The following is a 25,503-nucleotide window of genomic DNA, read 5'->3' on the forward strand; positions in this document are numbered from 1 at the left end:
GTTCGATTCAATTAAAACTGAATAATTTCTGATATCACATTTGTTCCATTAACCGTTAGCTTCATTCCGATCTTGCAACCTTTTGAATCAGTTACAGTAATAAGCAAGCTATTTGTTGAAGCACTCAAAACGGACGTTACAAATGTGTTGCCTCCTGTTTGTTCAACAGTTGCTCCACCAATTGATTCATATTCCATGGTGTATGGAGCAACCCCACCTGAGACGGTAACACTCGTGCAATTTTTCCCACAGGTTAAAGCCAAATTACAATCCGGTAAAACGGTGCAGGTTGACACGACATTCTGGAACGAAACAGGCGCTGTAGTCGTTACTTTGATACTCGTTTTACCCGTATGTGATTGCGTTGTTGAAATCGAAGAAGCTGGAATTGTTCCCAAACTTCCTCCATTGATTTTTGCTTGTGAGAAAAATCCTTGATCCATGCAATTCGAGTAACTCAAGTCTTCAAAGTTTCCAGCACTCATTTGTTGGGCTTTTGAATTTGCCGCTACCGCTGTTGTCAGGGTGTTATTGAATCCAAATTGATTTGATGCATAGCGACCAAGAGCATCTCTTGTTTCGAGACTCATTCCATTTGGTGAAAACTGCGTTACTTCAGAAACAAAGGTCCAATTTTGACCATTTTTCTCCCATATTCCATTCTCTAACTTGTAAAATGGTCCATACGATTTGAAAACACCATCTTTTCGGATATTTGTATTTCCATCATAAGCCGTTTGAATACGATCTGTCAAATAAGTATATGATCGAATCGGTCTCCAATTTCCTTTTGTTCCTATGATGTATGGATTGGTTATATTAGATCCTGTAAAACAGTTACAATAGCTTTTCCAATCCTGACCGAACTCAATTGCACCGGCATTCAACACACCTGTAAACTGATTTGTACTCAATCCATTGATCGGGTTATTCAATGAAATCATACTTGCCATAGAAGTACTTTGTTTGTTTCTATATCCGGAACGGATTACTTTAATGACGGCGTTATTACCAGTGAATGGATTTCCTGTTTTGTCAATGATTCTTATTCCTGAGGTATTCACATCAATAACCCATCCTTTCTTAACCATAGCTCCAATAGTAACTGAAACTTCATCACCTTCAGCAAAATAATTGTATTGAGCAGGAATCGCCACAAAGCCATTATTGGTAACAACAGGTGCTTTATATGCATAAGAAATATTTTTTGAAGCTTGTCCGAAAGAAGGATAATTCCAATACGCCGGATGATTCAACGAATACACCTTGTCATTGAAGTTGGTTGTTGTTTGAGTTAGCAATGCTTCACCCGTGTTAGCATCATAAGCCAGATTATTTGTTTCCACACTACTTCCTTCCTGAGTCGCAACCGTTTTTTCCAAAATAGCTGATCGCTCAATGGTTTTATTCATCGTAGCACTTCTGAAACGGTTCGTCGTTTGATCGTAACCAGGATATACCGGCGGAATTGCAATGAAGATTAGCCCCAAGATAAAGCTGTTCGTATTGATATGAATTTTCGGAACAATCGTTTTTGTAGCACTTTCCCTGAAATCAGCTACTGCATCGTATCGCACCCCTACAGTGGCATTGGAAACTACTCCTTTTTCATCGATAACCTGAATCGTATTGGATAATTGTTGGTTTAAGACGCCATCCAAATTCAATGGGGTACTCTTATAAAAATAGGTTACTTCCGAAAGTGGAGCACTCTGCCCTTCTCCATATACACTTTCTTTCTTTTCTTTTCCATGCATGTTATTCAGTTCGATACTGAATCCTTGATTAGCAGTTAAATACTGGTATTTCGGAAGTAATGGAAGTAAACTATGATCCGTCAACATGTCTACATTTGTTCTCTTAACGATCGTTGGAAAGTCTTTTGCTGTATAGAACTCTTTGATCACTTTCCCGGTAGCTGTGCGTTTTACATTTGCATACTTCAGATCTTCAATCACCACTCTCGAATAACCTACAACCGGAGAAGGGAATTGGGATTCCATGATCGGATCATCAATGTACATCTTATCGTCCATTGCCAAACGTTTCACGTTGTTTACAATGTAAGCCGTGTGCCATGGATTTTCATCACCACCCAATTGCGGCTCATAGGATGCAACTCCGGAGGAAGTAACTCCATCTTCCAAAACGTATTTGAAGGTTTGTCCGTACTCGCTTTCAGCAGCACCTCCCATGTCATCCCAATTATCTTTGATACGGATCTCCTTGACACGGCTTCCACCACCAAACTTACTACCTGTCGGGGACTCCAAACGGATCCAGGATCTGTTCAATACAATCTGTTTTCCTTTACCCTGATTGTAAATCGGCATGTTCGGACCGGTTGCTAATTCCTGGAAACTGGAGACCATATTGATCGTAGCATTCACAAAATTCATAATAGCTTGTTCGCCACCCCCATCTTCATCACTCTGAGGAAATTCGCTATTAATCGTTCGCGACAATTGAGCACGACCGAACAAAATGGATTGTTTAATGATTGGGCTATATTCAGCAGATAAATCAGAATCTTTCAACTTTTCCGGTTTTAATCGGATCAATCCGTAGTTCACGCCTCCTATATTTTTAATGCTGATATTTTCAATAACTCCGTAACCCGATACGTACTCTGTCTTTTCTTTAAACGTTCCACCACCCGGGTTTAATTCGGAAAGTACCCTAAAATATAACTGCTGTCCTGCTTTCCCATACTTAGAGGCCGCATCACTTTGATTCGTCAGATTGAATAACAATCCCCCATTCTCATCACTTCCGGAAACCAACGATTTCATCGCAGCGTCCGTTCCGTTCATAATCGTGCTATACGTATTATCTGCATAATAAACCCCGACTATCTGGAACATTTGAGTTGCCTTCTTATGCTGCACAAAACCGTAATCATCCGATTCATAAGTCACATTGATTTCTCCTCCCGATGGTAATTCGATCTTTACCAGATTCCAGGCAATCGCATTTGCATTTGCTTTTGAAGGGTCTTGTTCAGCATAAGGGAAATCCGAATTGTTCAATGGTGTGGCCATCAGATCTTCACCTCCAACAATAGGTTCCTTGTAAGTTCCCCAGCGATCAGATCCTTTGATGTGATAATTCGGATTAGATCGGGTTCCGGCATTTCCGTAGGAAAACTTGTAGCTACGGTATTTCATTTTCTGTGAATTCTGATAAGTAAACTGAATTTCCGTCAAAGTCAATTTACCTCCCTTAGTCGCATCAGATGAAGTACTTTCATCATTCCCCGGATAATTTCTGCAAAGGCTATAATTGTAATTGAACACAACCTGCTTGATCGGAGTTGCTTGAGTCAAATCCGAAATGTGTGCATTGTAATCCGGCTTCGAATAAAGAGTAATCTTTTTCAATAAAACCATACTCTGCGCATCTGCCGGATTAATATTTCCGTCTCTGCTACTTGCACTTCTTCCGTCATGACGGGGTTCAAAGCTGAAAATTGCTACATAATTCTTTGTTTCAATTTTCTCTGTGTAATGCAAATCCTTTTTCCCGTAAACAAAACTTCCCTTATCATCCGTAGGATCCGAGCGCATTCCTTCATTGTAATAAGCTGTATTTCCTTGTATTGGGTTTCTCCAAGTAAAGTTTTTGACTGATTTATAAGAAAACTTGACATAAGAACCCAAATCATCCGGCGAAGGTCCTGGTGTCGGATCCGAATCCACATAATCATCGCTCAACACAGCTGAAAGCATATAGGAGTGAGCATATGCAGGTGTTTTTGTCGCACTATAATAATGATCAATCCCTCGCGTATTAGCTATTGAATCATCATTTGCAGTAATTCCGTTCAATAAACCACTCTGATCATTCAGATAGTTGATTTCTCCATCTCCACGGATATCACTACCGGCAGCAAAAGTAACGTCCTCCTGAAACTGATTGTATGCAGGTAGAGCGAATACATAGCGTCTTCCATCCGTTCCCAATTGGGTGATTTCTCCGATATGGTAAGGTTTGGCTCCCGAGTAAAGATTCGTTGCATTGTATGGGATAACCCCCAACCCTGCTTCAACTTCTCCCCGACTCAAAAAATACAGTTGGTTGTTTGAATAATCCCGAACTGTTTTTTGATTTTTGGCGATATCCTTATTTCCTGCTGACTGAACAAGTGTGTTTTTCAATTTCGGCATCAATGCATTTCCGGCTAATAATAATCTCTCCGGTTCTGTTCCGTTAAATTGACTGGTCATCAGGTCATCGCGTAAAACAGAACTTTCACTTGCCTCTACCATTGCGTAGGCAGGAACAATTTTACCCAACCCGGACCCTTTGAAAGCCAACCCGGAAGTGGCAGAGTTATTATTAGTCCATGGTCCATTTGTGTTCGTTGTGATTGGAATTTCGATATCTACTCCGATATCTGTCAGGTTACCAAATCCCAATTCCATCCCCACATCGGCACCCACATCAGATGCGCTGCTGAATGGATCATAAACATACCCCACATCATTACGAATAGCTCTAAAACTTCCTGTTGTACCCTGAGCTTTTACAAAAAACAAATCATATGTTTGAAAAGCCGATGGAAGGTTCACACTGTATTTCGAAAATGCCTGGTCGTTGTCCCGGTTAAAATCCAATTGATTTTCGGTAGATGTCTGACCAACTTCCGAGAACATATAACCATAAGAAGGAACTTTCATGATCTTATTGTCATCAGAAATCCATGAGCGGGATACTGAAACTCCCACATTCCCTTGTCCATCCAATAAAAAAATTGAACCGGAAATATTCATCTTGAAACTAACTGAAGCTCCGAATTTCTTATGCTGAGGTGTCGGTAAATATTCTGCCAATCCGACATTATATGCTCCTCCAATCCCCGCGGAATGATCGTAGTCCTTCACTTTACTTGTCTTTTGAACAAAAGAGAACAATCCTGTTTTACTATCCTTTTGGAGAGACAACCATGTTACATCCTTTGTAACTGATTTGGCAGCGCTGAAGCCATAAGTCAACTGCTGTAATCCGGCTCTAGAATTAAATGCCGTACCAATCGTACCAGTTCTCTTCACATTTGTATTGTCATCGACTTTCTCTTTGTAACTCAAACTCACGTTCGGTGAAAAAGAAGCACCGTTCTCACTGCTTCCCGATAAGGAAAACCCAGCGGTTAGATTGCCCCCCAGGAATTTACCAAAGTCAAAAGAAGGACCGATACTGATAGAAGAATTGTAACCACGATAATTATTATATCCTAGCCCTACTCCAACGCTCAAACCACCACTTCCACCTGAAGGAATGCTGAATCCAGCAACCTCTGCAGTTATTCCTGCATCAATATTGATATTGAAGTTTGGTTTCGTATTCAAGGTCTTTTCTACCTCATCTCCACTGAAATCATCCGGTAAACCGCGCAGGTTCCGTGTGATTGCACCAGCATTCAGGTTCCAACCCAATCCTACCCAGGAAGCTTCCTGATCCATAGACGCCCCCGAGTTGTAGGCGATGTTAAGCGGATACCCCTCAATATCCATCAATGGAATGTTGTAGGAAAAGTCTCCGGTAAACGGATCCACCATGTCAGAAACACCAACTGGTGTAAAAGCACTTGCTTCCGGTTGTGTAGGTCCGCCTGCATAACTGAAAGTCGGTTGAAAAGTAGACCAGGTAAAAAGGATTAATAAAAACCAGGAAATACTTCTGGTTCCTTGCGATGTTTGCTTCTTATTCATATTTCTTAAGATTCAAGGTCGGTATTTGTTTATGCGTTAATTCAGGTATACTAAATTCTATAAATCGGTTGTTGATCATTCGATCTCTGAAAACAATCTTCGTTATCGGTTTATTGGTCGCCTCCAAATCAAAAAGTACTCTCACTCGCGTTGGCATGCTGGCCTCATAAATAGCAGAAGTACATTTGATGGTATCATTAGAAGATGAAATTCCAACTAAATCACCTTTGATATAATTATTCAGATATAACTTTCTATCATTTGTATTCATCCCGGTTTTACTTGGAAAGGAAAAAATATCCTTGGAAAACTGCTCACAACTTAACTCCAACATAAATCCATAAGAGCCTCCGATTGTCTTCAAATCATCCATCAGAACTTCTTTTTTCTCACAATGATTCAGGGCACATTTGGCGATATCGTATTGTTTCGGAATAAATCTGACGGAATACATAATTCCACCCATCGTATCCTTGTTCTTCCACAAAAAGTCCGGAGAGGAGCACCACTTCACATAGGAATCCGGCGTTAACTTACTCCCCTTTTGGGAAAAGGAACCGGAGATAAAAAGTGACAGTGATATAATGGTCAATAGGTAATTCATCAGCTAATTGTAAAATTAAATGTGTACTGTCTTTTGGTTTTCAAATTCCAGGATACTTTATACACTCCTTTTTCCAGATCCAAATCTTTCAGATTCAGTATATAAAAGCGTTTGGTGCCTTTATACTCGCTTACCTGATCTGCTTTCTCTTCCCCATTCAACAATTCATTCAAATAAACCGATTTGACGATCTTTCCTCCTGTAGAAATATTGACTTTCAAATTCAGGTTTCCGGTTTCATCGGTCAACAAGCCGATCTTCTCGTTGACAATCGAAAGCATTTGTCCATCATTCTTAAATGCTACCGGATAAAAATTGGGTAGCGGATCCTTTGGTTTCAGAATTGTGAATTGATAGGGTTCCGACTGATCAACTATTAAACTGTTAAACAAAATTGAAACCTGCCAAACGTAGGTATGCCCTTCTTCCAAGGGAGTCGCACTCGATGAATACGAATGCATCGTGTTTTGATAATCATCCAAAACCAAAATGGGAGTATTCACTGCAATCGCATCACCCTTCAATTGGTTTTCCTGCAATTCACATAATACATATCGCTGCGAATAACGCGGATCTGTTTGGAGCGCCGTAATGTTGGTCTGCCAGATGAAATTCGGTTCCGTCTCGATAATCGTATCGAAATCCATCGGATTTGAAAGCGTGACAGGAAAAGCACTTTGCTGTGCAAAGAGATTCGAAAAGCTGAACAGTATGATTGGCAATAGATAATAAGCTAATCTCATTTTAGAACATTTAAGTGAATTTTTAATCGCAACTCCCAGAACCAAGGTCTTATAGGATAATCAACATCAGGCGTTATGAAGTTTAATGCATCTGTCGGCAACCATCTTCTTGCCGTCATATACCAGGTAAAATGTTTTCCGGGTGAAGCACTCAAGGTGAATGAGAAACCATATTGATTGGAAAATTGCTGACTTCTCAAGTAGTTGAAAGCAGATGAAAATTGAATGCCTTTGTATTTTGCTCCCAGTTCAGGGGAAATAATGAGGTTCGTTCCGTAAATTTTGGACATTCCCTTAAAATCCTGATAATTGGCAGTCACACCGTAAAACAGGTATTTATGAGCAATCTCAGATTTCAGGATCACATTCGTCATTTGAATAGCAGAGTCCAATCCGTTTACCCGTGAATAAGTACTGTTGCCGGACAAGGTGAATTTGGTCTTATCAAATCTCTTTTGGTAAACGAATCCTCCACGATACAAGGAATTATTCCCATAAGTAATCGAATCATTTCCACGTGCATTGATCAGCGAGTAACCGGCAAAAAGCAACAAGTTCTTAATGATTGTTTCTTGTACATCAATATGAACACCATTGGTGATCAGCCCTTTTCCATTTGAGCCCGCATCATAGCGATCTCCGACATATTTACCGGCAATTGTCAAGTGTTTAAATAATTTACTTTGAAAACCGTATTCATGATGCAGGAATCCCGAGTTATACAGACCTTGGGAAAACCCATCGTAATTGACCCCAATTCGTTTCACCTGCCCATAAATTTGGGTATGCATCCGGTTTAAGCGGTATTTAACCTTGGTTGTATATGCCAACTGAGAGGAATAATTTCTTGAAACAGAATCTCCAATCGGAATCGTTTGCCCCATGCTTCCACTAATGAATAATCTACCCGATTTCAATGGAGAAAGCGTGAAACTGACATTGGAGGTATTATTTGTAACTTGTCTCTTCTTATGCAGGATGCTTTGCAGATCCCTTCCATTATAATAATTCTCCACAGAAACCGAATTGCGTTCCTCATCTCCATAACCGATAATGATGGAGCTTACAAAACGTGCCGTATTCACCGTAAAAAACTGGTTCATGTTGAATATGTTCTGCGAATTGTTCAGGTATTGATCCACCACAGAATTCGAAAACAATCTATTTGGGACGGTTAATCCGGCAGCGGCATCGTAAAAGTATTTGCGGTAAGTTCCCTTGAATCGAACACCTTGAATAGGCACACTGCTGTTCGACATTTTACCTCCTGAAAGAGAAGTTAATCCCAAATCAATGCGTTTGATACCATCCAAAAAACCGTTGGGCTTTTTCAGGTTTAGTGCATTGAGGTCATTCAACTTTAAATCTTTCAGGCTTTGGAGACTATCGATCTTTCCGTTCCATTTATCCAAAGTTCCTTGATAAGTAGAAATTTTCTGGGTGATGGAATCCAGATTCAATCGATCAAAATCAATCTTGTTCGTCTCCGGAGCTTTTAAGTCCGGGATTTGGGTATCCGGAATCTTTCCGCTGATATCGGGAAGCTTTCCATTAGGAAGTTCCGGTTTTTCCAACGTTCCGGTTGGAATCTGAGGTTTGTTTTTGCCTTTCAGCAGTTTGTACTGTTCCAATAGGAAATCCAAATAGCTGATCTTCCCTTCCAAAGCATAAATATCCTGATTGATTCCACCAATATCGGTATTTATCATGCCGATTTCATGCTCCAATTCCGCTTTTCGCATGCGGTATTTCGCAAGGGCATCATAACTCAATCTAAAATAAGTGGGTTTACCGGAAATGTATTTTTCGTCTGAAAGCCTTCCTTGAAAAGTAAGTGGGATATTCTTAAACATGAAAGAAGAAGAAACTTCCACAAAATGATTCATTCTCCCTCTTTTGTCTAAAAAATTTGATTGAACACCTGCATTTGCACCCAAGTCAATATCTGTCCTTCCCAAAGTGAAAAACGGAGTTTTTATTGAGTCAATTTCTTGAGCAAACAATAAAGGACTGATTACAATGAATAATATAATGGTTGTTACCTTCAATTCAGGTGATTTAACAAATCTTAGCAAATGTAATTATTTCATCAAAATAAAATGTTAAAATGGAGGCTGCCAAATTGACTAAAATTGATTCAACTAAAATAATTCGCAATTTAGTTGAGGAATTTATTGGGATTTAAGCAAAAAACCTGTTTTAAAAAAATTACGTGTAGCCCTATTTTTTAACAATTAAATAGAATTGTAGTCCTTATAATAGACACTTCAAATACTCCAACCTTTCGTTTTTCCAATATATTTTCTCAGGAGAATTAGTCGACTGTTGTTCTAAACGAGTAAAAGGATCAGAAGAATAGCCGACATAGTATCGATCAATACCTAATGAGTATAGAATGTAAACGCATCATGTCAAAAATTGAAAATGAATTTTTTTTTTGGTACGTACACCACGTTGGATAGATCTGACCAAATTGCGATCGCAATTGCTAATTACGAGGATAAATCGATTACATCCTATGTTGGCAATTATCGAAATCTGATTATGGGAGGGCAGATGACAGAAGCTCCATATGAAAAACCTAGCTCCCCAAAAGGAGTTTGGGAAGCAGTTCATCAAACATTTTACAATATTCCAATCGAAAAATATGGAATCGGGAAATAACTAACTAGTTCTAAATAACCGATACAAGTTTATCAGTAAAATTAAACTATTTGATCACCCAGTAATAACCCTGTCTTGTTATCCCAAACACAATCCACAAACAACCAGTCAGCTTTCGCTGTGTTTTCTTCGTTTCGGCGCTTGCAACGGCGGATCATCAAGCGGTTGGGTAACCATGTGGGATCGCACGGGAACCTATTCTTTTACCATTCATCAAGATTTGATTGTTGGAGCAGCTGGAGATAGATAAAAAAACGATTATCAATAAAGAAGAGCTGTCAGGAATGATGGCTCTTTTTGTAACTGTTAATTCATTTATGCCCAACAAACAAAGACAATGTATGCCAATAGATACCAACAGTTAAAATGGAGACCACTATCATTAGCATGCTCAACGAATCTGCATAGGCTTTTTTTAAGATCATATAGATCACATTTGCCAAAATCACAATCCCTGGCAGCCATGCATAAACAAGATCATTGATAATTAATGGTTGATAAAAGAAATCGCTATTCAATAATATCCAAGCAACTATGAAATGGATAATTAGTAATAAAAGGGAGATGATTTTAAGCTTTTCCTTCATTTCTGAGGCTCATTGGATTCTTAGTAAGGGCAACTCGGAACATTAACTACCTAGAACATTGTTTGTTTAAAGACAAGTACTCATTTCATTGGATAAATACTTCATTGCTTTTTCCGCGCGGTAATTATCCGAACCAGTGAATTTCTTTGCAACTATCCAGTCTTTTTTGTTTCGGTCATAGTAAGCGCGAATGCTAATACTTGATTCAACCGGACTATCTGAATTGATTGTTATCATATAAAGTCTTTTTCGAATATTGACACATCGGTATGTCAAAAAGTCATAGCCGCCTTCTTTCCACCAGTTTACTGCACTTGTATCTTTCTCTTTAATTTTGAAAGGGTTTATCTCTAATAAAACATCAACCCGTTGTTCTACATCCATAGCCGGGCAATTTAAATCGGTATCTCCAACTGATCCAAGCGTTCCGGGATCGCTACAAGCTGTTAGCCAAAATAAACTAATTGCAGTCGCTATCAAGAATCGATTTTTCATGAAACTAAATTTAGGTAAAAAGGAAAGAGTGTGGATAATCATTTCCGAAGAATAATTAACATGATGCTGAATGAATATAAAATGTAAACGTAGTAGGTCATATAAATAAAAAAGTCCAACATTTCTGTTGAACTTTTTTGCTCCCCCTTTTGGGCGCGGATCGAACCAAAAACACGGTTTTACTGGTGTTTCGGAGGGGCGTGATAACCTTGTTGGACTTGAACCGAAAATGTATACATTCAAACTAAATGGTGTTTTATCGCGAACTTAACCAATCCGACAACATTAGTAGCTCCTGTTTTTTCATAAAGACTTTTTCGGTAACCCTCGATCGTTTTGGGACTTAAAAACAATTCTTCTGCAATTTGTTCGGTTGTCTTCTCAGCAACAATGAGTTTTAGTATATCAAGTTCTCGTTGTTTTAAGGAATTTATTGTGAAATGTTGACTAGCTCCCTTTGAATTAGCTTCAGCCATTACCCGACCAAGAAGAGCTCTGCTTGTCAGTTTGTTGAAAAAAATACCTTCTTTGGATACTGTTCGAATGGCGTGAATCACATCTTCCGGGGGACTTTCTTTAAGCAAGTATCCATTTGCTCCCAGTTCCATCATATGGGAAATAAATGAATCATGTTGGTGCATTGTTAAGGCGAGAACCAAAATTTCGGGATAGTGCGATTTTAAATACTTTAAAACTACCTTTCCGTCCATTACCGGCATTTCGAGATCGAGCAATACTAAGTCGACTTTAATCGTATTTAATTGATCCAAAAAATCCTGACCATGTTGGGCTTCCATGATCACATCTACATCTTCAAATTGTTTCAGAAATAGTTTAATTCCGTGACGAACCAGTGCATGATCGTCTACAACTGCAACTTTGATAATTTCAGGATTTGTCATGTTTTTTTTGTGTTTAGTGGTATTTTGATTATGGCGGCAAAAAAATTATCTGTAGCCGTAGAAAATTGAATTGTTCCATAAACCGATTGAATTCTACTCCGCATGGTGAAAATCCCCAACCCTTGTGTTTGCTGTGTATCACTGAATCCATTACCATTATCAGAATATTCAAAAGTAAGTTCATGCGTAAGATGACACTGAATAAAGATTTCGCTTACCATTTCTTCTTTCAGAGAATTAGCAATTAGTTCTTTGAACACTCGGAAAACCGCAAGGCCGATATGATCTGGAAAAGAGTTATTCTTTAAAGGTTCAAAGTTTGCGAAAATCCTGATATGCGAAAGATGATTCACTTCGCCGATCAATTCCTGCAAAGCCTCGTAAAGTCCGAATTTGACCAATGTGGGCGGAAGTAAGTCATAACTGATCCGGCGCACATTGCTAAGACCGTTATCGATTAGTTTTACAGCTTGTTCGATAAAAGCCTTTTCTTCTTTTGGAATGGAATCAATTGTCTTGAGATAATTCATATTAGACCCCAAACTGGAGAGTAAAGAACCTATTTCATCGTGCAAATCTGCAGCGATACGTTTGCGTTCCAATTCCTGAGAATAAACTGATGCCTGGAGGAGTTTTAGTTGTAACATGTTTTCATCCCCCTGAATGCGCAACTTTTGTAAAACGACTTTTTTTTGATAGGAAGCAATGAACGCAAAGGCAAGAATAATAAGCAACAGTATTAGTGCTGTGCTGGTAATGAATAGTATCAGAATTTGGTTTCCTTCCCAATGCATAAAAACGCAATTGTGAAAGCAAGATATAATAAAATGGTTACAATTCCATGGATGAACCAAATCGATTGGAAGATGTCTTCATTTTGAGCAAATACTAGATCACTGAAAGCGAAAAGGAGCAGGTTGCAGGAAAAATAAAGAATTAAACCTCCATGAATCCAAAATCCGGGCGTTTGGAGGAAGTTAATGATCTTCTCTTTCCGGTATTCGTTGTGGAAATAGCAAGATGATAAAATGATTACAATAACTGCTTCCAAGGCTCTTATTTCTGTTGAATACACCCAAATTCGATCCCAATGACCGGCAAACCGGAAAATAAAAAAAGCAAAAAAAAGAATCACACCCGACCATATTAGCAATCGAAAAGGCTTGCTTTTCAATGAAAGGCTGTAAATCTTTACCAAATAGAATACTTCCAGCAGGATATACAAGTAGTAAAAAGGAAGATTGTTTGGCATCACATAATTCGACCACCAGATAGAGAAAAACTGATTGACGGCTACGGGAACAAGCATATACAGCAGCCATTTTGTTTCCACTTCCAGTCTGGAAAACCTCCTTATCCCAACCGAAATTGGAATAAGGAGGAGAAAAGTGACAATATACATGAAGTAGACGAGCATACGCATTTACTTATTTTGAAGGTGGACAGTTTTTTGGGCAAGGCACGGCGAAGTCTATTAATTGCAGAGGTGTTAATAAATTATCTAGCCTTGGGTTGTCTTTGCAATTAAAGAGAAGATCAAAGGCTATGTATCCTTCATACTCATTTTGAGGGACGTCATATCTTATGTTATCAGGAGAAACTGTATAAGCAACATGTATTATTTCGAGAGCCCCATTTTGAGGGATATCTAAGAACTTCCAGCAATATCTGTATTCTACAATGTTTACTAGCAAATCCTTATTTGTGTCAAGGTAAGATTTCCACGCACCGAATTTAGGGCTTAGCTCTTTGAGTGTTTGAAATGTTCCTTGCCCAGACTCATTGACTGTTAAATAAACGTTGGTGTCGCCCCCATCTCCAATTGCTATTCTGGGTATTCTTACATTTTCTTCCATGTAATAACGAAAAATTATTTCACCTGAAGCACTATAATTTCCTGTATACCTCCGTAACGAATCTAAATCTGTCTTCTTAAACGAATGATTGTCATATTTGGATTCTTCATCAATAAAGCCATCACAGCGGAGTATTTCATAAGTGCCTTTCCATAGTTGAACAGCTTGTCTCAAGACTTGTCTTTTGGTGAGTGAACAATTATCTGCGTCTGTTTGGTTAGGCGAAGTTTTCTGTGCGGGTAGACTGAACGAAAAAACAGACATTGTCAGTACTGTAAATAGTGTTTTCATGAGGATAGTTTAAAATTAGTACTTCCAAATCTAACTCAAAAAGAAACATCTTTCCCAGGCTAAAACCACTAAAAACCAAAAATATTGATTGAAAATCAATACCACAAGAAAAGCACCTTCCATTCCTGTTACTTTCAGGGAATACCCTCATACTAATTCATGCTCATTCCTATTGAAAAACCCGGACTATTGGGCTTGAAGCCGGTCGTTGGATAGTTCAACTTTGTCACAGTAAATCATTGATATAGACAAAAGCTAACGGTGCTTAACCATTATTCAACTTACAGTGTCTCCAATTGATTTCTAAAAGTGGAGCAGAACCCACTTAAAAAAACGAACTGTTCCTGTGCAGTACAATCACAAGAGGCGGAACCGAAAAGCCTGATGAGTAGGGATAATATCTACAATTATGTCAATTTCAACAACTGTTCCGGTGGGAACGATCATTGCCAGCATCTTAACTGCAAATAATTTGACTGAAGGCTGGTACCTTTGCAATGGACAACAAGTAAAGGCTAAGCTCCCCATTGCAAACTATATCATGCCTGTTAATAACGAAGTCACGTTGCCCAATTTGAGTGGGTGTACTTTAATTGGTGCCGGACAAGCCAATTCAGGAAACATTTACACACTTTTCAATACAGGTGGAGAAGAACAGCACACGCTAATTGAAGACGAGATTCCAAGTCATTCACATAGCTTCGGAGGATTAAATCAAACTTTGAGTCGGTGCACAGAAGAAGGAGGCGGGCGGTTTGATTGTTATCCGGGTACTTTGGCGGAAATCAGCCCCACAATAACATGCAGCCCTATTACGTAGTGAATTATATCATTTACTGCGGTGTAGCCTCCTAATTATTATTACAAACAATTTAATTTATTTAGCCATGTTTAAAAAACAAGATCCGAATTCCTTCACCCGCTACTTCCAATTATTTCTGGGAACAAATCAGATCGGTTATTTGTCGGCAGATTACCAAGTGGTGAACTATGAGAATGTACAGGTAAAAGACGTACAATTGGATATTGAGATGCCGATAATGGACGGCAAAGAAACACTTGAACATCTGCGCAAACATTTCCCTGAAATTAAGGTGTTAGTTCTTACGATGCATCAACACGATTCATTTATTGTACATATGATGGAAATTGGAGCAAATGGATACTTGCTTAAAGAAAGTCCCCCGGATGAGGTAATTGACGCAATCCGCACGGTAAAAAAAGAGGGAATGTTTTTCAATCCGCGAACTAGCAAGGCCTTACTGGGCAAAATCACCAGCAGTCAATCGTCAAAACCTGGTTGGAACCCAGATAGTCGCGATTCATTAAATCAACGCGAAATAGACGTTCTTCGTTTGATTTGCGATGAAAAAACAACGCTTCAAATAGCGGAAGAACTCTTCTTAAGTCCAAAAACGGTAGAAGGTTACCGGAAAAATCTATTGGAAAAGACCGGTTCAAAAAACGTTGCTGGGTTGGTCAAATAGGCCTTGAAACACTGCTTGGTTTGATTACCAGATAAGATCCACAATTTCACAAAACACTTTCACTGATGAGATTCGTATTCGTTAAATCGGAAGGGGAATGGCTACCTCTGTTTTTTGAAGAAATCTGTTGGATTACAAAATCCAGCACGAGGAAAAATTATATCTCTGTTCATTCAGGAAAAGAAGTATTTGAATCGAAATTGAGTTTAAATGCGATCGCAACCATTCTTCCTGAAAATCAGTTTATCCGGGTACATAATTCCTATATCATCCGACTGGATAAAATCACGAAAATCGGTTCTGGTTTTGCCCATGTGAAACTCGGAGAAAAATGGATTCCAGTAGGAGAATCGTTCGTTTCGGACCTGCTAAAACAGTGTGATTTTATCAATTGAGTCACCCAATACGCACCATTGATCACCTCTATTCAGGGTAGTATCATCATTGCTTTGCAGCATGTCATTACTTCCATAGATTCGTATTCGTCGCTAGAAGAAATGCGCAACATATAGAGCTTTACTAGGCAAAAATGCGGGTTTTAACTATCCTTCAGGGTGTTTCCATTAATGGATCAGCGAGGCGGCATAAACCAAGTAATAAAAAGTGACTTTCATGAAGGGAATTTTTAGGAGAAGGTTTACGCAAGGCGTAATGGGTAGGACACGAAAATAGGATCACGAAAAAATCTAAAAACAAGTTTAAAATCAAATCATATGAATACATACATCAACAGCTTAAGTGCTGAGCAAAAAAAGAACATCAACTTTATGGTGCAGGTAATGAGCACCAAAGGAATCACGAACACCTTTATACAGGCTGGAATTCTGGCAGTGGTGTCAAAAGAAAGTGCTTTCGTTCCGAAGGGAGAAACAGGCTATCAATCCACATCGAACGAACGGATTCGGAAGATTTTCGGAAGTCGGGTGTCGTCGCTGTCGGAAGAGGCGCTCACAAAAACGAAGAGTGATCCCAAAGCATTTTTCGATTTGATCTACGGCGGACGTTTTGGAAATGCAGCCGACGAAGGCTACAAGTACCGTGGGCGCGGAATGAACCAACTTACGTTCAAAGGAAACTATGTGGCGGCTAAAAAACATACCGATGTCGATATTGTCCAATTTCCCGATAAATTGAATGAACTGGAAGTGGCAACTGACGTATTGATTGGTTATTTTAAGGACAATCTTACTTCCTCAAAGGCCCGCTTATCTGAATATGGAATGACAAGCATGAATGAAGCAGCAAATACTGCAAGTGCAGTCGGTGCAGCTTACCACGCCAATGCGGGTTGGGGAAAGTCTAAAGCGGAAATTGACAAGGATCCGACAGGAGGATTAGGCAAAGCAAAGAGTCGTGTGGACGATTTGTACGATTTCATAAAAGGTGGACAAAAGGGTTTGTAAACACCATAAGCCGTCCATGCGAGCGATCATTATTCGAAGATACGTTACTGCAAAAATTAGCGTTTAGATTCACACTTATTAAGGGATAATGGTTCTCTTCAAATGATGTCACATTCGACAGATCATATCTAGCGATGGGCACGCGTATCGTACATACCACACTTAATAAATGAGAGAGGTCGTTTATGCCATGCGACCTCTCTCATCACGCTCGACACGCGCTATTTTTTTTGAAATTCTTGACACAGATTCCCTATTGGGACGCTTAAAATTCACTAAATGAAGGATACCAGTAATCAGATAATTCGTATCGCGCACATTGATGAAGAACTTCTTTTCATCGAGGGAATGACGCTTGTTTTTTCACATTCCTCGTTGTTTGATCCGGTAATAGTTGCACATAACGCCCCGGAATTTCTCGAAATTTTAGCCAGCACACGCAGTGAAAATCTCCCTGAAATTATCCTGATGGAAATTCAATTAGAATCGATGGATGGCTTCGATCTTATGCGAACGATATTGCGGCAATTTCCCTCCATTCCCGTTATTGTACTTTCCTCTTTTTACAATAAAGTGCTGCTTACACATGCAGTTAAAACCGGAGCGGCTGCATTTGTATCAAAAGATGCCTCGTTAGATGATCTGAAAACAACCATTTTGGGTGTGAAGAAGGAGGGGAGTCATTACACATCCGAGAATAATGAAATGCTACGTGCATTTCTGAAGGGCAGTGCAAAGTCGATGTATTTCAAATCTGCAGAAAAGGTTTCTAAGCGTGAAATCGAAATCTTACAGTTGATTTGTCAGGAACATACCAATGAAGAAATTGCCGAAAAACTGTTTCTAAGCCCAAGAACGATTGAGGGTCATCGGCAACGTTTGTGTGCGAAAACCGGGGCAAAAAATGTGGCGGGTCTTGTGGTCTACGCTATTTCGAACGACTTCTTTACTCCTGACCTTAAATACTACTGATACCGTACAAATACGGGAAAAAAAAATGACGTGTTTTAACGCTATTTCCCAAGAAATCAATGCATTTACTTTGAAGTGTTCAATTATTCATGAAGCTTCAAACAGAACCTTGAACAAATGGGGATTCCGAAAACCACAGAGAGTAGGAAAATCGATAAATTCTGGTAGAGTCTGCATGACCTGCCATAAATTAAAACAATAATTATGTCACAAGAATTAGTATCAATGGCCCAACAGTTTTCAGGGCTACCAATGGATTCCTTAATTGGAGGACCATTAAACGCAGCAGCAAAGGCGAATGCAGCGATGGCGTTGACGCAAACCAAGTTCATGCTGGATACATGCTTTAAAAAGGTCGGCGATAAAGAAGCAAACGATTATGAGCCGATCATGATCAAAATGAGCCTGGAGCGTGGGGTTATCACCCCTCCTGCGGATGAAAATGGTGTAGCGTCAATTCAATCGGTAACCACACAGTTCAACCTGCCTTTGTTAACGATTGTTCCATTAAACTCTTTAGCCGTGGATGACGTGAAAATCACATTTGAAATGGAGGTGAAATCGAGTTATGGAGAAGAGCACACGGAGGAATCTACAAAGAAATCTGCAGGGGAAGGCAGCTTCGAAGCGAAGATCGGTTATGGGCCGTTCTCGGCAACAATCAAGGGATCTGCAAGCTATTCCAGTGAAGATAAGAAATCGATGAATTCACACTATGAGAAAAGTAACTCGGCCAAGTACACCGTAGAAGTGCATGCGGCTCAGTTACCACTTCCAAAAGGTGTGAACACGATTATCGAAGCCTTCGCTAAGTCTATCGAACCAATTCAGTTGCCTGCTAAATCAGGTGGCAATGATGGCAGTCAATCGTAAGCAACAAGCATGAAGAATGGGGCTTGACAGCCGTTGAGCCTCATTCTTCTACTCATCCTTAAAACGAAATTAGCAAAATGAAAAATGAAAGTAACGACGCCGTAACTCAGGGAATCAACATCAATCAACTTCTTGCGGCTCCGTTCATCGCTGCGGCGAATGCAAACGCAGCCATGGCAACGAAGCAAACAGATTTCTTGCTCAAATCTTGTTTTTATGCGGACACAGAAAAGGGAACTGGTAAAGTGAAATACCGTCCAAAAATGATCACACTCACCATGACCCGCAACAATTTGGTTGAGGAAACAGACAAAAGTGTACCTCCGAAAATGGAACAGATAACATCTACTTTTGAAGTGCCGTTATTGACCATCATACCATTTAGTTCACTGTGCGTAACGGATGTAAATGTCAAGTTTGAAATGGAAATAGTTTCACAACTCAACACCTCCAAGACAAGCGATAAAAATTCCAAAGGCAATGATAAAAATTTGGAGATGAAGGGAATCGTCAGTTACGACTCCAGTTCCAAAGAAAACAGTCAATATCAGCGAACAAATTCTTCGAAATTGTCTGTTGAGATGAACGCCGGAACGATTCCATTGACCATCGGGTTTACCACCTTGCTTGAGTTGTACACAAAAAACATCAGTGCGTCTAGTGTAGAACAAAAATCAATTCCAACTAAAAATCAGTAAGATGATGATGACAAATGATCAAAGGATCCCATGTCCTGTCTGCCAGAACCCGATAATATTTGAGGTACAGGCACTTATCCAGGGGGGGAAATTCGGATGCGCGGTGTGTGGTGCTGTAGTTTCACTCGCAAGCGAAAGCGTTGATCTCGTGGAAGAATCCATAGATAAACTGGAAAAACTAAAACAAAACACTCTCAAAAAATAAGCGATGATTCAATTAAAAAAACTAGTAGAAGCGATCAACAATGCTGCCGAAATTGCGAATGCAACACTTGTGAATTCGCACGATCAAGTGATCGACAACTTCTTTAACAAAGACGGTGAAACGGGAAAATATCAAGCCAAAATAATCGTCATAGAATACCCGATTGTGGCAGATGGCGGTACAATTGAAAAGCGGTTGGTAGAAGTTCCATTGATCACGGTAGTTCCTATATCTTCGGCACGAATTGAAGGTTTAAAATTCACCACTGAACTTGAAATTGCTTTAGAGAACAACGACTTAATGGTAAGTTTCACCAATTCGAACCGAGAGGGTTTTTTGTCAAGAGGCAAAAAGAAGTCTACTTTTGCAACTCTCGAAATCGACATCCGACCACAAGAAAATACAGAAGGACTCAACAAGCTCATCGAGGGCTTTGAAAAGCAGTTGAGGGCTCAGATTCCAGGTTAATACCCTTCCTTCCTGGCAAGACACATTTCCTTTCATTCGGCATCATCCAAACAGCTTTAAACTGTCAGCCTGTGGTGAGCGACCAAAATTTAAGTATTCGTTCAGCTATTTACTTGGTCAACTTCGGGAAGTAACATTCTCCGGAAACAGCTATTCATTGCCTCATTTTCGGGTAGTATCAACCATATTTTGCAGTGCTTCGTTGCATCGGCTATTTCGCTGATGTAGAGCTGCATGTATAAAATTCGCCGTAGCATTTTAAGGGCAAAAGCTAGGTTTCACTAGATCCCGCCAAAGAATTGTAGCAACGAGATAGCATGAAGCGGCCTGATGAATTCTCATGTGCAGAAGTTTTTTGGGCCACCTTTTTTGAATTCAAATCGAAACGTGAAAAGACCTTACACTATGAAACGCATATTCGTAAAATCGCAAGGCGAGTGGTCGCCATTAATTTTTGAGGAGATTCTTTGGATCACAAAGTCCAAATCAAAGAAAAATTACGTTGCTGTTCAAACGACTCATCAGTTGTTTGAATCAAAATTCAGTCTTACTGCCATGCAGATTTTACTTCCGAACAGTGAATTTATTCGGGTGCATAGTTCTTACATCATCCGACTGGATAAGATAACAGAAGTAGAATCCGGATTCGCGCATGTCAAGCTGGGCTTAAAGAGAATTCCCGTGGGTGATTCCTTCGTGCAGACCTTGCAGGAGCATTGCAGCTTTATCAAATAACCTGCGTTTGACTTAAGAATTTTGTCAAATCCCTGACCGGTGGCACAATCCTTCAAGCGCTTTTTTCCTACGCTTATTCCCTTCATTATCACACTGATGTCCAGTATGAAAAACACAGTGTCAAATACACAGACATTTGTCCAACATGGAAAAATGATTGAGTTGATCCATCATTCCATTTCACAAAATAAACTTTATAATTATGAAAACATTTCTACGTATCGTACTACCCCTATTCATGCTGAGTGCCGCACAGGCGCAACGTGAAACCGACCTAAAATGGCAGAGTTTGGGTATAAAAGTAAATTTTTTGTCCATGGGCCGAGTTCACTCAGGCACATCCGATTTTCCATCGAAGACAGACTATACCGAATGGTCTAACTCGATTGCCACAACGCTCAACTACAATGCTCGCTTAGGCAAGGGTTTCCAAATCGATGCACAATACGTCTTTGCCAAGCCCTTTTTGGAAATGGGTAATTGCGATTGCGATGCGCAGCAGACGTTGGGAAACGATGAAATAAACATGTTGAATAAGATTTCGTTGCGTTATTCGCATCAATTCCAAGCGAATCATATCGAAGTAAAATTGGGTCGAATTGATCTCAAATCGCCCTATTTCCCCACCTACAATATCCGCCAGAAAGATCAGAGTTATGAAGCTCTTCAAATCTCACTCAAAACACGGAAAAATGCGGAAATAACCTTGGGTCACGTGCATCGGTTCAGTATGTGGCGACCTAACGCCCCGTTTAAAAGAGCGAGCCAATTTCTGAATCTGGATTACGAAGTTCCGGGCATGCAATTTTTGAATTTCAAAAAGCAATTTTCGCTGGCAAAGGATACCATTGATGCAGAAATTTATGAAGTCTATGCACACAAAACCATGAACACGGTTGGGGTAAATTTGGATTGGCAATTGTACCACAAAGACCACACCGACATTACAATTGCCACACGTTGGGTCAATCAGGCTTTTCCTTCGAGCGATACTGCAGGTTCTCTCCAGATTTTTGTGAACCTGATTCAGTTAGGGGCAAAGGTCGGTTTAGGACCAATGGTTATAGGTGCGGGATCTTTTTTTGTAACTCCGCAAGTTCCGGATGGCCGTATTGTTACACCGTTTGAGGCAAATAATCTTATGGTCAAAGAACCACTTTATGAAATTGATCTTGGAGCCACGACTGGAAGCAAATCGTTTTTTGTAGATGCATCTATCGCACTGAAGTCTGTGAAAAAGCAACGCATTGCTCACCGCCTGTACTCGCTTTATTTCCGCACCTATCATTTGATTCCGGATGGTTACACAGATGAGATAGACCTGATTTACTCATGCACGATCAGCCCACATCTATCAACTGCACTCAAGTTGGCATACGCCCAAACCACCTTATCACCCGATAGTCGCAATGGCATTTTCGATGGTCGACTCTTCTTTACCTATCAATGGTAGGATTTGAAATCTTGCAATTCACCAATTCAATAATCGAACGAACATGATAAAAGCATTCATTATAAGTGCGATGTTATTGTCAGCATATGGCAGCTTCGCACAACAGCTCAAGGGAGCTTGGTACTCTTGGAATCCCTATCAAAGTTTGGATGACAATCGTAAACTTACGGGTCTGGACTACGAGCTAATCAGTAAAATTTTCGAAGAGTCGGGAATTGAAGTCAAGTTTGACGAAAGTGATAACGATTCGTGGGATAAGAATCAACAAGACGTACGCAACGGAGGTAAGGATTTCACGGGAGGTGCTTTCATGACGGAGTTCCGAAAGGAAAATTATTTCGTTTCCAAACCCTATCGATTCGAATGGAACAGCATTTACTGCGGTAGATCGGATAAGGAAATTGCCCGTATCGATAAACTAGATGATCTGTTGGATTATATCGAAAAACACAAGATTAAATTGGGCGCGATCGAAGGTTATAAATACACGAGCGTAAAGATCAACAGGTTCATAGAAAAACAACTAAAGGAAGGTGGTGAATGTCTGGCAATTGCAAAAACTGAGGAACAGAACTTCAAAAACTTTATGAGTGGGAAAGTTCGTTTAGTCATTTCCGATCGCCTAGTTGGTGCACGCGTACTTTGGGATAACGATTGGGGAGAAGAGATTCAGGAGCATCAAATTATACTGCCCAAAAAGCCCATTCATCTGCTACTGCACAAACCTGCTGATTCTCTTAAAAGAATAGCCTATTCCCGATACATTGATCAGTTCAACATTGGGTTGGACAGGTTGACAGAACGGGGCGAAATTGATCAAATGATCAAAAAACACCTCTTTCCGGTATTGATGAATATCACCGTTCAAACAGATTGGTTTTTCATCATTGATCTAATCGGAATTTTATTTTTCGCCATTACCGGTTTATTGCTTTCGTATGATTTGAAACTTGATGTTTTCGGTGTGATATTGCTCACGTTACTCTTCTGCGCTGGTGGTGGAATCGTAAGGGATCTTTTGGTCAATCGACCTCTTTCACTGATGACTTCACCCATCATTATGCAAGTAATACTCGGAATTTCTATTTTGGGATTTGCGTTACTGCGCATACACCTCTGGCTATCCCGAAAATATGAGTCTTATAGAAAATCCACCCTTCGCAGTGAAGCAGGATTTAACACGGTCAGGATCGTGATTGAGGCAATGGCCTTGGGAGCTTATACGATTGTTGGCGTCGGGGTGGCAGTGGAGATGAAGCTGGAGCCATTAGGAATTTGGGGGCCGTTCTTAGGCTGTGTCACATCGTGCGGCGGTGGCATTTTGGCCAACTGTCTGATTGTGCGGAAAAATCCAATTTTAATGGGAACTGCCGATCCAGAAGTGTCCATTTTCTGGGGAATTTTCTTTAGTCAATTTCTTATTTGGCAAACCGATAGACTGAACCCACATGAGGTTTTCATTGGAGTTATAATAACCATGATTGGAAGTACATCCTTCATTGTATTGAGTGCTTGGCGCAAATGGAAGTCCCCGATAATCAGAAAATGAAACGCAACATGAAATCTTACAAGAAATTATTTTTTCAGTATTCTTCACCAAGGTTGGAAGAATTCGTGTCGGAGTGGACGAAGCATCGTGCGCAACACGCAATCAGTAATCAGCGAGACTTTGATGAGTTAAAGCTTGAGCTTCCCTTTGAAGGAATTGCCAGTCAACCTAAAGACATGGGTGAAATTGTGGAGGAGCTTAAAAGTGTCTTGCTACCGGGAAGTGTAAATATGTCATCACCTTATTTTATAGGACACATGACTACTCATCTGCCCAATTTTGTATTTCCCATAGCCCAATTATTGGTGGCTTTGAATCAGAATGTAGTGAAGGAAGAAACGTCCAAAGTTCTTACGCTGTATGAGCGTAAACTCATTGCCGAAATGCATCAGCTAATCTATGGTGGACCTCGTGGTTTTTACCAGCAGCGCGTATTCGATAAAAATGAAACCCTCGGAATAGTTTGCTCCGGAGGTACCCTTGCGAATATAAGTGCCTTATTGTGTGCGAGAAACAAGGCCTTCCCTCAATGGAAAGAAATTGGGATGAACACGTTCAACAGTACCATACCTGTCATCATTTGTTCGGAAAGAGCCCATTATTCGATGGAAAAGGCTGCCCGTATGTTGGGCTTAGGATCGAAATGTTTGCAAAAGATACCAGTAGATCGAAATCAAAAAATGCGCATCGATTTACTGGAAATGAAATTGAAAGAATGCTACCGGAACAAAAGAAGTATTATCGCGTTGGTTGGGGTAGCAGGAACCACGGAGTGCGGATCCATAGATCCGCTCTTCGAAATGGCTCAATTGGCGCAACAATACAAAACGCATTTTCATGTAGATGCTGCCTGGGGAGGTGCATTTCTTTTTTCCAAAAGGAGAGCTGTGCTGTTCAAAGGTATTGAAATGGCAGACACAGTGACGCTTGATCCACACAAACAGCTTTACGTACCGATGGGTATGGGGATGTTGTTTTTCAAAGACCCCCATTTAGCAGACGAAATGGAACTAACGGCTGAATACACCATTCGAAAAAACAGTTTTGATTTGGGACAGAGGTCCTTTGAAGGATCACGTCCGGCGCACGCATTGTACTTGAAAATGAACCTTGATATGCTCGGAAAGTCGGGCTATGCCCAACTCGTAGATGATTCAGCAGATTTAGCACGTAAGTTCGCAGAGATGATTTATCTATCAGAAGATTTCCAATTGCTGATTCGCCCGGAATTGAACATCATACTCTACAGGTATCTTCCGAAGGAATACCGTGACTTGCAACCTAAAGATTTTACAGCGGAGATTAACGAGCAGATAGATCAGATGAACCTTGACCTTCAGAAAAGACAATTTCTGTCAGGACGAACCTTTGTTTCCAGAACGCACCTCTGTATCAAGCGATTTGGAGAGAATCCCATTACTTGCCTGAGGGTGGTTTTGGCCAACCCAATGACCGAAGTGTTGCACCTTGAGGAAGTCCTGAATCATCAACGGGAAATAGTAAAGGCCATAGTGAATAGTGGATAGTGGATAATCGCTTCTTAAAGCGAGGAAAAACCGTTTCTGGATTCAGAGACGGTTTTTTTTGTGTTCCTTTCGAGCAAACCTTAGGCGATTGATTCGTTTAAGATACACGCTATAAGAGCACTGGTCGATGAATAGCTAACGATCTAAGCTCTAAAACTCGGATCTGATGCTCAAGGTAGTGCAGTAACTTATTGGATGCTGGTGAAAGTGAATGGTAGAAGTCGAACCGATTCACATTGAAAAAGGGGATGCTCTACAATTAGAGACATCCCCTTCGGACG

22 protein-coding genes are annotated in these 25,503 nt (G+C 40.1%); 13 read left to right on the forward strand and 9 right to left on the reverse strand.

Annotated elements, in window-relative coordinates; translation table 11 throughout:
• Window positions 1-11: 11 nt before the first annotated feature.
• The 4 genes from AAG807_RS01260 to AAG807_RS01275 are packed head-to-tail and all read right to left on the reverse strand — an operon-like array spanning window position 12 to window position 9,106.
• Window positions 12-5,711, reverse strand: a complete 5,700-nt coding sequence (locus AAG807_RS01260) for a hypothetical protein (RefSeq protein WP_341900069.1) — start codon at window positions 5,709-5,711, stop codon at window positions 12-14.
• On the reverse strand, window positions 5,704-6,315 hold the full coding sequence (locus AAG807_RS01265; RefSeq protein WP_341900070.1) for a hypothetical protein: 612 nt from the start codon (window positions 6,313-6,315) through the stop codon (window positions 5,704-5,706). The genes AAG807_RS01260 and AAG807_RS01265 overlap by 8 nt, the downstream gene beginning before the upstream one ends.
• On the reverse strand, window positions 6,315-7,058 hold the full coding sequence (locus AAG807_RS01270) for a hypothetical protein (protein ID WP_341900073.1): 744 nt from the start codon (window positions 7,056-7,058) through the stop codon (window positions 6,315-6,317). The genes AAG807_RS01265 and AAG807_RS01270 overlap by 1 nt, the downstream gene beginning before the upstream one ends.
• Entirely contained in the window at window positions 7,055-9,106 is a 2,052-nt protein-coding gene (locus AAG807_RS01275; protein ID WP_341900074.1) for a hypothetical protein, read from the reverse strand. Before AAG807_RS01275 ends, AAG807_RS01270 begins: the two co-directional genes overlap by 4 nt.
• A 376-nt stretch (window positions 9,107-9,482) precedes the next feature.
• Between AAG807_RS01275 and AAG807_RS01280 the strand changes: the two genes are divergently transcribed.
• Window positions 9,483-9,722, forward strand: a complete 240-nt coding sequence (locus AAG807_RS01280; RefSeq protein ID WP_341900076.1) for a hypothetical protein — start codon at window positions 9,483-9,485, stop codon at window positions 9,720-9,722.
• Window positions 9,723-10,375: 653 nt separating this feature from the next.
• Here the strand turns inward: AAG807_RS01280 and AAG807_RS01285 are convergent.
• The 5 genes from AAG807_RS01285 to AAG807_RS01305 all read right to left on the reverse strand — a co-directional run bounded on the left by AAG807_RS01285 (window position 10,376) and on the right by AAG807_RS01305 (window position 13,853).
• Complete coding sequence (locus AAG807_RS01285; RefSeq protein ID WP_341900078.1) at window positions 10,376-10,804, reverse strand: hypothetical protein; 429 nt, start codon at window positions 10,802-10,804, stop codon at window positions 10,376-10,378.
• A 239-nt stretch (window positions 10,805-11,043) separates the two neighbouring features.
• Window positions 11,044-11,706, reverse strand: a complete 663-nt coding sequence (locus tag AAG807_RS01290) for a response regulator transcription factor (RefSeq protein ID WP_341900080.1) — start codon at window positions 11,704-11,706, stop codon at window positions 11,044-11,046.
• Window positions 11,703-12,353: a histidine kinase gene (locus tag AAG807_RS01295; RefSeq protein WP_341900082.1), complete on the reverse strand. Its 651-nt coding sequence runs from the start codon at window positions 12,351-12,353 to the stop codon at window positions 11,703-11,705. Before AAG807_RS01295 ends, AAG807_RS01290 begins: the two co-directional genes overlap by 4 nt.
• Window positions 12,354-12,472: 119 nt before the next feature.
• Window positions 12,473-13,129 carry a hypothetical protein gene (locus AAG807_RS01300; RefSeq protein ID WP_341900083.1) on the reverse strand — a complete coding sequence of 219 codons (657 nt, stop codon included), beginning with the start codon at window positions 13,127-13,129 and terminating at the stop codon, window positions 12,473-12,475.
• 4 nt (window positions 13,130-13,133) lie between these two features.
• Complete coding sequence (locus AAG807_RS01305) at window positions 13,134-13,853, reverse strand: hypothetical protein (RefSeq protein ID WP_341900084.1); 720 nt, start codon at window positions 13,851-13,853, stop codon at window positions 13,134-13,136.
• 409 nt (window positions 13,854-14,262) lie between these two features.
• On the opposite strand from AAG807_RS01305, the gene AAG807_RS01310 reads away from it, so the two are divergent.
• The 12 genes from AAG807_RS01310 to AAG807_RS01365 all read left to right on the forward strand — a co-directional run bounded on the left by AAG807_RS01310 (window position 14,263) and on the right by AAG807_RS01365 (window position 25,222).
• A complete protein-coding gene (locus AAG807_RS01310; protein ID WP_341900085.1) occupies window positions 14,263-14,673 on the forward strand; it encodes a hypothetical protein in 411 nt (136 codons plus the stop codon).
• Between the two features lie 67 nt (window positions 14,674-14,740).
• Entirely contained in the window at window positions 14,741-15,340 is a 600-nt protein-coding gene (locus tag AAG807_RS01315) for a response regulator transcription factor (RefSeq protein ID WP_341900086.1), read from the forward strand.
• Window positions 15,341-15,405: 65 nt separating this feature from the next.
• The gene (locus AAG807_RS01320; protein WP_341900088.1) at window positions 15,406-15,735 is read left to right on the forward strand and encodes a LytTR family DNA-binding domain-containing protein; all 330 of its coding nucleotides are present in this window, start codon (window positions 15,406-15,408) and stop codon (window positions 15,733-15,735) included.
• Window positions 15,736-16,053: 318 nt separating this feature from the next.
• Window positions 16,054-16,743, forward strand: coding sequence for a hypothetical protein (locus AAG807_RS01325; protein WP_341900090.1), 690 nt, complete (start codon window positions 16,054-16,056; stop codon window positions 16,741-16,743).
• A 279-nt stretch (window positions 16,744-17,022) separates the two neighbouring features.
• Window positions 17,023-17,715: a response regulator transcription factor gene (locus AAG807_RS01330; RefSeq protein WP_341900092.1), complete on the forward strand. Its 693-nt coding sequence runs from the start codon at window positions 17,023-17,025 to the stop codon at window positions 17,713-17,715.
• Between the two features lie 204 nt (window positions 17,716-17,919).
• Window positions 17,920-18,588 carry a DUF2589 domain-containing protein gene (locus AAG807_RS01335; protein ID WP_341900094.1) on the forward strand — a complete coding sequence of 223 codons (669 nt, stop codon included), beginning with the start codon at window positions 17,920-17,922 and terminating at the stop codon, window positions 18,586-18,588.
• 77 nt (window positions 18,589-18,665) lie between these two features.
• Entirely contained in the window at window positions 18,666-19,286 is a 621-nt protein-coding gene (locus AAG807_RS01340) for a DUF2589 domain-containing protein (RefSeq protein WP_341900095.1), read from the forward strand.
• 208 nt (window positions 19,287-19,494) lie between these two features.
• The gene (locus AAG807_RS01345) at window positions 19,495-19,959 is read left to right on the forward strand and encodes a DUF2589 domain-containing protein (RefSeq protein ID WP_341900097.1); all 465 of its coding nucleotides are present in this window, start codon (window positions 19,495-19,497) and stop codon (window positions 19,957-19,959) included.
• Window positions 19,960-20,364: 405 nt separating this feature from the next.
• Window positions 20,365-20,694: a LytTR family DNA-binding domain-containing protein gene (locus tag AAG807_RS01350; protein ID WP_341900099.1), complete on the forward strand. Its 330-nt coding sequence runs from the start codon at window positions 20,365-20,367 to the stop codon at window positions 20,692-20,694.
• 202 nt (window positions 20,695-20,896) lie between these two features.
• Window positions 20,897-22,147, forward strand: a complete 1,251-nt coding sequence (locus AAG807_RS01355; RefSeq protein ID WP_341900101.1) for a hypothetical protein — start codon at window positions 20,897-20,899, stop codon at window positions 22,145-22,147.
• A gap of 43 nt (window positions 22,148-22,190) precedes the next feature.
• Complete coding sequence (locus tag AAG807_RS01360; RefSeq protein ID WP_341900103.1) at window positions 22,191-23,696, forward strand: TRIC cation channel family protein; 1,506 nt, start codon at window positions 22,191-22,193, stop codon at window positions 23,694-23,696.
• Between the two features lie 8 nt (window positions 23,697-23,704).
• Window positions 23,705-25,222, forward strand: a complete 1,518-nt coding sequence (locus AAG807_RS01365; protein ID WP_341900104.1) for an aminotransferase class V-fold PLP-dependent enzyme — start codon at window positions 23,705-23,707, stop codon at window positions 25,220-25,222.
• The last annotated feature ends 281 nt before the right edge of the window (window positions 25,223-25,503 follow it).

It is taken from the genome of Fluviicola taffensis DSM 16823 (genome assembly GCF_943372375.1).
Classification (GTDB): Bacteria; Bacteroidota; Bacteroidia; order Flavobacteriales_D; family Crocinitomicaceae; genus Fluviicola; species Fluviicola taffensis_A.

Bases quoted from the DNA above. Each gene is read 5' to 3' on its own strand.
- AAG807_RS01260 (WP_341900069.1), bottom strand. From the start codon at position 5,711: ATGAATAAGAAGCAAACATCGCAAGGAACCAGAAGTATTTCCTGGTTT.
- AAG807_RS01265 (WP_341900070.1), bottom strand. From the start codon at position 6,315: ATGAATTACCTATTGACCATTATATCACTGTCACTTTTTATCTCCGGT.
- AAG807_RS01270 (WP_341900073.1), bottom strand. From the start codon at position 7,058: ATGAGATTAGCTTATTATCTATTGCCAATCATACTGTTCAGCTTTTCG.
- AAG807_RS01280 (WP_341900076.1), top strand. From the start codon at position 9,483: ATGAATTTTTTTTTTGGTACGTACACCACGTTGGATAGATCTGACCAA.
- AAG807_RS01285 (WP_341900078.1), bottom strand. From the start codon at position 10,804: ATGAAAAATCGATTCTTGATAGCGACTGCAATTAGTTTATTTTGGCTA.
- AAG807_RS01290 (WP_341900080.1), bottom strand. From the start codon at position 11,706: ATGACAAATCCTGAAATTATCAAAGTTGCAGTTGTAGACGATCATGCA.
- AAG807_RS01295 (WP_341900082.1), bottom strand. From the start codon at position 12,353: ATGTTACAACTAAAACTCCTCCAGGCATCAGTTTATTCTCAGGAATTG.
- AAG807_RS01300 (WP_341900083.1), bottom strand. From the start codon at position 13,129: ATGCGTATGCTCGTCTACTTCATGTATATTGTCACTTTTCTCCTCCTT.
- AAG807_RS01305 (WP_341900084.1), bottom strand. From the start codon at position 13,853: ATGAAAACACTATTTACAGTACTGACAATGTCTGTTTTTTCGTTCAGT.
- AAG807_RS01310 (WP_341900085.1), top strand. From the start codon at position 14,263: ATGTCAATTTCAACAACTGTTCCGGTGGGAACGATCATTGCCAGCATC.
- AAG807_RS01315 (WP_341900086.1), top strand. From the start codon at position 14,741: ATGTTTAAAAAACAAGATCCGAATTCCTTCACCCGCTACTTCCAATTA.
- AAG807_RS01320 (WP_341900088.1), top strand. From the start codon at position 15,406: ATGAGATTCGTATTCGTTAAATCGGAAGGGGAATGGCTACCTCTGTTT.
- AAG807_RS01325 (WP_341900090.1), top strand. From the start codon at position 16,054: ATGAATACATACATCAACAGCTTAAGTGCTGAGCAAAAAAAGAACATC.
- AAG807_RS01330 (WP_341900092.1), top strand. From the start codon at position 17,023: ATGAAGGATACCAGTAATCAGATAATTCGTATCGCGCACATTGATGAA.
- AAG807_RS01335 (WP_341900094.1), top strand. From the start codon at position 17,920: ATGTCACAAGAATTAGTATCAATGGCCCAACAGTTTTCAGGGCTACCA.
- AAG807_RS01340 (WP_341900095.1), top strand. From the start codon at position 18,666: ATGAAAAATGAAAGTAACGACGCCGTAACTCAGGGAATCAACATCAAT.
- AAG807_RS01345 (WP_341900097.1), top strand. From the start codon at position 19,495: ATGATTCAATTAAAAAAACTAGTAGAAGCGATCAACAATGCTGCCGAA.
- AAG807_RS01350 (WP_341900099.1), top strand. From the start codon at position 20,365: ATGAAACGCATATTCGTAAAATCGCAAGGCGAGTGGTCGCCATTAATT.
- AAG807_RS01355 (WP_341900101.1), top strand. From the start codon at position 20,897: ATGAAAACATTTCTACGTATCGTACTACCCCTATTCATGCTGAGTGCC.
- AAG807_RS01360 (WP_341900103.1), top strand. From the start codon at position 22,191: ATGATAAAAGCATTCATTATAAGTGCGATGTTATTGTCAGCATATGGC.
- AAG807_RS01365 (WP_341900104.1), top strand. From the start codon at position 23,705: ATGAAATCTTACAAGAAATTATTTTTTCAGTATTCTTCACCAAGGTTG.